At 68.8% G+C, this 5,444-nt stretch carries 8 protein-coding genes; 1 reads left to right on the plus strand and 7 read right to left on the minus strand.

The features are described from left to right. From AC3XYG_RS42145 to AC3XYG_RS42155, 3 genes are all read right to left on the minus strand, one after another. Positions 1-506 (minus strand): ABC transporter ATP-binding protein (locus AC3XYG_RS42145; protein ID WP_489145900.1); only part of this gene is annotated, 506 nt, incomplete at its 3' end. Between the two features lie 2 nt (positions 507-508). Further along, positions 509-1,348: an ABC transporter permease gene (locus AC3XYG_RS42150; RefSeq protein ID WP_489145901.1), complete on the minus strand. Its 840-nt coding sequence runs from the start codon at positions 1,346-1,348 to the stop codon at positions 509-511. 3 nt (positions 1,349-1,351) lie between these two features. Further along, positions 1,352-2,329 carry an aliphatic sulfonate ABC transporter substrate-binding protein gene (locus tag AC3XYG_RS42155; protein WP_489145902.1) on the minus strand — a complete coding sequence of 326 codons (978 nt, stop codon included), beginning with the start codon at positions 2,327-2,329 and terminating at the stop codon, positions 1,352-1,354. A 195-nt stretch (positions 2,330-2,524) separates the two neighbouring features. On the opposite strand from AC3XYG_RS42155, the gene AC3XYG_RS42160 reads away from it, so the two are divergent. After that, entirely contained in the window at positions 2,525-2,911 is a 387-nt protein-coding gene (locus AC3XYG_RS42160; protein ID WP_489145903.1) for a nuclear transport factor 2 family protein, read from the plus strand. Between the two features lie 33 nt (positions 2,912-2,944). On the opposite strand, the gene AC3XYG_RS42165 is transcribed toward AC3XYG_RS42160, so the two are convergent. The 4 genes from AC3XYG_RS42165 to AC3XYG_RS42180 all read right to left on the minus strand — a co-directional run. Next, positions 2,945-3,253, minus strand: coding sequence for a YajG family lipoprotein (locus tag AC3XYG_RS42165; protein WP_489145904.1), 309 nt, complete (start codon positions 3,251-3,253; stop codon positions 2,945-2,947). A 41-nt stretch (positions 3,254-3,294) separates the two neighbouring features. Beyond that, positions 3,295-4,617: a chloride channel protein gene (locus AC3XYG_RS42170; RefSeq protein ID WP_489145905.1), complete on the minus strand. Its 1,323-nt coding sequence runs from the start codon at positions 4,615-4,617 to the stop codon at positions 3,295-3,297. 21 nt (positions 4,618-4,638) lie between these two features. Next, positions 4,639-5,019 (minus strand): HesB/IscA family protein, encoded by a 381-nt coding sequence (locus AC3XYG_RS42175; protein WP_489145907.1) that lies wholly within the window; start codon positions 5,017-5,019, stop codon positions 4,639-4,641. A 109-nt stretch (positions 5,020-5,128) separates the two neighbouring features. Further along, the coding region (locus AC3XYG_RS42180; RefSeq protein WP_489145906.1) for an iron-sulfur cluster assembly protein at positions 5,129-5,444 on the minus strand (316 nt) is incomplete at its 5' end.

Genomic DNA, 5,444 nt, shown 5'->3' on the forward strand with positions numbered 1-5,444 from the left:
TGCTGGTGCAGGTCGCGCCGGGTGAAGGTGTCGAGCGCGCTGAACGGTTCGTCCAGCAGCAGCACCTTCGGCTTCGCCACCAGGGCGCGGGCGATGGCGACGCGCTGGGCCATGCCGCCCGACAGCTGGCGCGGCCAGGCGCCGGCGAATCCGGCCAGGCCGACCCGGGCGATCGCCTCCGCCGCCAGCCGCGCCGCCTCGGCCTTCGGCAGCCGGCCGAGGCCGAAGCGGACATTGGCCTCGACCGTCAGCCACGGCATCAGCCGCGGCTCCTGGAACACAACGCCGACATCCTCGCCCGGCCCGTCGACCGGATGGCCGGCGACCGAAACCGTGCCTGATGTGGCCCGGTCCAGCCCGGCGACCAGCCGCAGCAGCGTGCTCTTGCCGCAGCCGCTGGCGCCGACCACGGCGACGATGGCACCGGCCTCGACCGTCAGATCGATACCGGCCAGGGCAGCGAGGCCGTTCGGATAGCGCTTGGCGACGCCGACCAACGACAACATGGTCAGGTCCCTTCCGGCCGGAAGCCGTCCTGCCAGCGGACCAGCCGGGCGCCGACCGCCGCGAGCGCGAGGTCGCTGAGCTTGCCGATCACGGCGAACAGCAGGATCGCGGCCAGGATGATCGCCGGCCGCCCGGTCATCTGGCCATCGACCAGCAGGTAGCCGAGACCCTTGCTGGCGCCCATGAACTCCGCCGCCACCACGAACATCCAGCCGAGGCCGAGCCCGCCGCGCAGGCCGGTGATGTAAGTCGGCAGCGCCGCCGGCAGCAGGATGCGGCGCACCAGCTCCCACGTGCCGAAGCGGTAGATCCGCCCGACCTCGACCAGCTTGCGGTCGACCGAGGCGATGGCGCCGGCCAGGGTCAGGTAGACCGGGAAGAACACGCCGACCGCGATCAGCATCACCTTCGGCGTCTCGAAGATGCCGAACCACAGGATGAACAGCGGGGTCCAGGCGATCGACGGGATGCTGCGCAGCGCCTGGATCGTCGGGTCCAGCAGCCTTCGGGCCAGCGGCCAGACCCCGGTCGCGGCGCCCAGCACGGTGGCGATGGCGGCACCGAGCACGAAGCCGGCGGCGACGCGGCCGAGGGTGACCAGCACATGGTCCAGCAGCACCCCGCGCCAGGCGAGGTCACCCAGCGTGCGCAGGATCTGCGACGGCGGGGGCAGCAGCCGGGTCGAGACCAGGCCGAGCGTCGCCAGGATCTCCCAGGCCAGGGCCAGCCCGACCGGCAGGATCAGCCCGACCACCAGGGTGCCGATCGCGCCACTCACCGGCCGGGGCCGCCTAGCCTCGGTCGTGGTGGTGTCGATCGCCGCGGGGTCGAGGCTGACCATCGGCTAGTTCGCCAGCGCGGTCTTGAACCGGGCGTCGAGCAGCGCGTCGACGGTGGCCGCGACATCGACCGAGGCGTCGATCACTCCGGCCTTCTGCAGCGCCAGCCCGGCATTGAGGATGGTGTCGCGCTTCGGTGCGTCGATCGCGGGATTGGACAGGTCGGTGCGCTCCAGCTGCTTCGCCGCCGCCGCGTCGGTCAGGCCGGCAGCATCGACCAGGGCGGCACGGAGCTCGTCCGGATGCTCGGCCGAATAGCGCCGCGCCCGCTCATAGGCGCGGATCACCGCCTCGACGATCTCCGGATGGTCGGCGGCGAACTGTTCGTTCACGTTGAGCAGGCCATAGGTGTTGAGGTCGGGCTTTCGGTAGAATAGCCGCGCCCCCTGCTCCAGCTCCGCCTGCGCCATCATCGGGTCGAGCCCGGCCCAGGCGTCGACCTGATGCGCGATCAGCGCGTTGCGGCCATCGGCATGCTGCAGCAGCACCACCTCGATGTCCTGTTCGGTCAGGCCGTGATCGGCCAAAGCGCGCAGCAGGAAGATGTAGGGATCGGTGCCGCGGGTGACGGCAACGCGCTTGCCCTTCAGATCCTCGACCGACTGGATCGGGCTGTCGCCATTGGTGACCAGCGCCGTCCATTCCGGCTTGGAGAAGGCGTAGACCGCCTTGATCGGGCTGCCGTTGATCCGTGCCAGCAGCGCCGCGGCGCCGGCGGCGGAGCCGAACTGCACGCTGCCGGAGTTCAGGAATTCGATCGCCTTGTTGCTGCCGGCGCTTTGCACCCAGGTCACCGAGACGCCCTGCGGCTTCAGCGCCTCCTCCAGCCAGCCCTTGTCCTTCAGCACCAGGCTGACCGGGTTGTAATAGGCCCAGTCGATGGTGATGCCGGTGACGACATCGGCCGCCCGGGCCGCAACCGGGCTGAACGCGGCGAGAACCACAGAGGCGGCCAGCAGGGCGCGGCGCGACACAGCAAGCATGAGGAGATCCTTGTCAGCCGGCCGGATTCACTCATCCCGCCCGTCAATTTCATCGGGTGGGCATGCTATTTTTGTCCGATCTGGATGTCAAATTTTGAGATTAATACAATATTTTAAAGTTTATATCAGAGCGCTCGACATGCAGGTCTTGCATGGGCATAATGAACAAAATAGGAACAAATTTATCGAAATGCCATGGACGACCATATTGTCGCCGCCCTATGGCGTGCTTTCGACACCCGCAACTGGGCCCAGGCTCTCGGCCTGCTGGCCGATGATTTCGTTGCCGACTGGCCGCAGACCAGCGAGCGCATCCGCGGCGCCGACGCCTTCATCGCCCTGAACGCCCACGCACCCGGCCGGTGGCGCTGCCATCTGCAGGAGCTGATCCAGGCCGGCGAACGCGCGGTCTCCCGCGTCCTGATCACCAATGGCGAGGACGTCGTCCACGCCATCTCGATCTATCGCCTGCGCAACGACCAGATCACCGAGGCGATCGAGGTGTTCGGCGGATCCGGCGAGCCGCCCGACGACCGCAGCCGCTGGACCGAGCGCTACGAGTTGCGGCTGCCGACCGGCTGACGGGACAGCCGGTCGGGTCTTTCAGGGCTGCTCTCAGCAGTTCACCGCCAACTCGACATACTCCGACCGCAGGGGGTTGTCGCGCGGCGTGGCGCCGGTGACCTTGCAGGCCGACAGCTGCTCGACCGCCTTGCGTTCGGCGGTGCGGACCTTCGACCGCGACGGCACGATCAGACTGGGCCCTATCAGCCAGGCCCCCCAGCTGGAGGCGGCCAGCCTGGTCACGCCGATGTCCAGGCCATTCACCTTCACGGTCTGGGTCAAGGCGACGGGAGGCTCGCTTGGTTTTTGGGCGCAGCCTGCGAGCAGCAGCACGGCCAGCGCCGGAACGACATATTTCACCTGAACCCCCAAAGGACTTTTTTCTTTGTGGGCCGACGATATCAGGGAGTGGCCGAAGGATTCCAGCCGGCGCGTGCAAGAACTCGTTCAGCCAGCAAATGATACAGCCCCTGGCGCAGCACCAGCCGCGACCCAAACCAAGCCAGGCCGACCGAAGGAATCAGGATCGCCAGCCCACGAGACTCGCCGGTCATCTCTGCCAGCAGCACCAGGGCGGTCACCGGGGAATGGGTCACGCCGGTCAGATAGGCCGCCATGCCCACCAGCATCAGCGACGGCACCAGCGACGGATCGACCAGGGGCGCGAAGATCGCGCCGAAGCCGGCACCGACCGACAGCGACGGGGCAAACAGGCCACCGGGGATGCCGGCGGAGGATGCCAGGGCGGTGGCCGCGAACTTGGCCGGGAAGAACCACCAGGACAAAGCCTGCGTCCCCTCCAGCGCCAGCCGCGTCGGCTCGTAGCCGGTGCCGAAGGTGGCCCCGCTGGTGGCCAGCCCGATCAGCCCGGCGATCAGCCCGCAACTGCCAGCCGCGACCAGGACCGACCAGCCGCCGAACCGGCCGAACAACCGCGGCAGCAGCCGGGACAGGGCTAGGACGCAGCGGCCGAACACGCCGCCGAGCAGACCGGCCAGGAAGGCGACCAGGATGAAGACCGGGATCGCCCGCGCCGTGAAGTCCAGCGGATGGCGACCGAAATAAGTGTAGTCGCCGAGCACGGCGATGGCGACGGCGGAGGACAGGAAGATCGCCGTCAGCACCGCCATGCGGTTGCGGATGTCGAAGCCGCCGACCAACTCCTCCAGCGCGAAGACGATGCCGGCAAGCGGCGTGTTGAAGGCGCCGGCCAGCCCGGCAGCCCCGCCGGCGGTGATCACCCGCCGAAGCCGAGCCGGGGTGGCGTGCGGCGTCAGGCTGGCCAGGATCACGGCGCCGACCTGCACGGTCGGCCCCTCACGCCCGATCGAGGCGCCGCAGGCCAGGCCGAACAGGCAGAGCACGATCTTGCCGATGCCGGTGCGGATGTTGAGCTGGCTCGGCACCAGCTCCAGTGGCCGGCGCATCGCGGCGATGCATTGTGGGATGCCGCTGCCCGGCGCCGCCGGAAACAGGCGCGCGGCGGCCAAAGCGGAGACGCCGAAGCCAACGACGCCGAGAATCGGGGCCAGCCAGAGGCGGCCGGCGGTCATCCAGAAGAACAGCTGCTGCGCCCAGTCCGCCGCGCGGGCGAAGGCGACCGCCATGCAGCCGACCAGGATGCCGCCGACCGCGAAACGCACCAGCCGCCGCAAACGCGGCGGCGACAGCAGGCGGCGAAGGGTTCGCGGGGTCAGATCCGGCGCGCCGCCGGTATGGGCCATGGCGGCGGGCCGGAGTCGGCGTCAGGCGCCGGCGGGCGCCGGTTCCTTACCCTCCGGCTGGGCAACCCGGAAGCTCTCGCCGCAACCGCAGCGATCGACCTCATTCGGGTTGTTGAACACGAAACGGGCGTCGAACTCTTCCTGCACCCAGTCCATCTCGGTGCCGAGCAGGAACATGATCGCCGACGGGTCGATCAGGACGGTGACGCCCTTGCTCTCGACCACGTCCTCGAACTTCTTCCGCTCCTCGGCGTATTCCATGAAGTAGCTGAGGCCGGAGCAGCCGCGCGCCTTGACCCCGACGCGCAGGCCGAGGATCGGCTTGGTCGACTTCTCGATCAGCTCGCGCACGCGGTCGGCGGCGCGGTCGGTCAGCGAGATCGGCGGTGGCAGGGCGCGCATGGTGTTCACCTCGTATCCTCAATCCCCAAGATGGGCCGATCGGGGAAGGACTTCAACGGTTTGCGGCAGCATCCCAGGATCGCGCGGCTTTTGGCCGGGCGATCTTTCGTCACATGCCCAGCGCCAGCCGGGCATCCTCGCTGGCGCGTTCGATCGACCAGGGCGGGTCCCAGGTCAGGTTCACCTTGGCCCCGGTGACGCCGGGGACCGACAGCGCCCCCCGCTCCACCATCACCGGCATCGATCCGGCGACCGGGCAGTTCGGCGCGGTCAGGGTCATGTCGATGTCGACCTGACCCTGCGGCGACACCTCGACCCGGTAGATCAGCCCGAGCTCGACGATGTTGACCGGCAGTTCGGGATCGTAGACCAGGGTCAGGTTGTCCATCACCGCCGAGCGCGTGGCCGCGACGTCGAGCGGGTCC

It is taken from the genome of Inquilinus sp., from assembly GCF_057815775.1.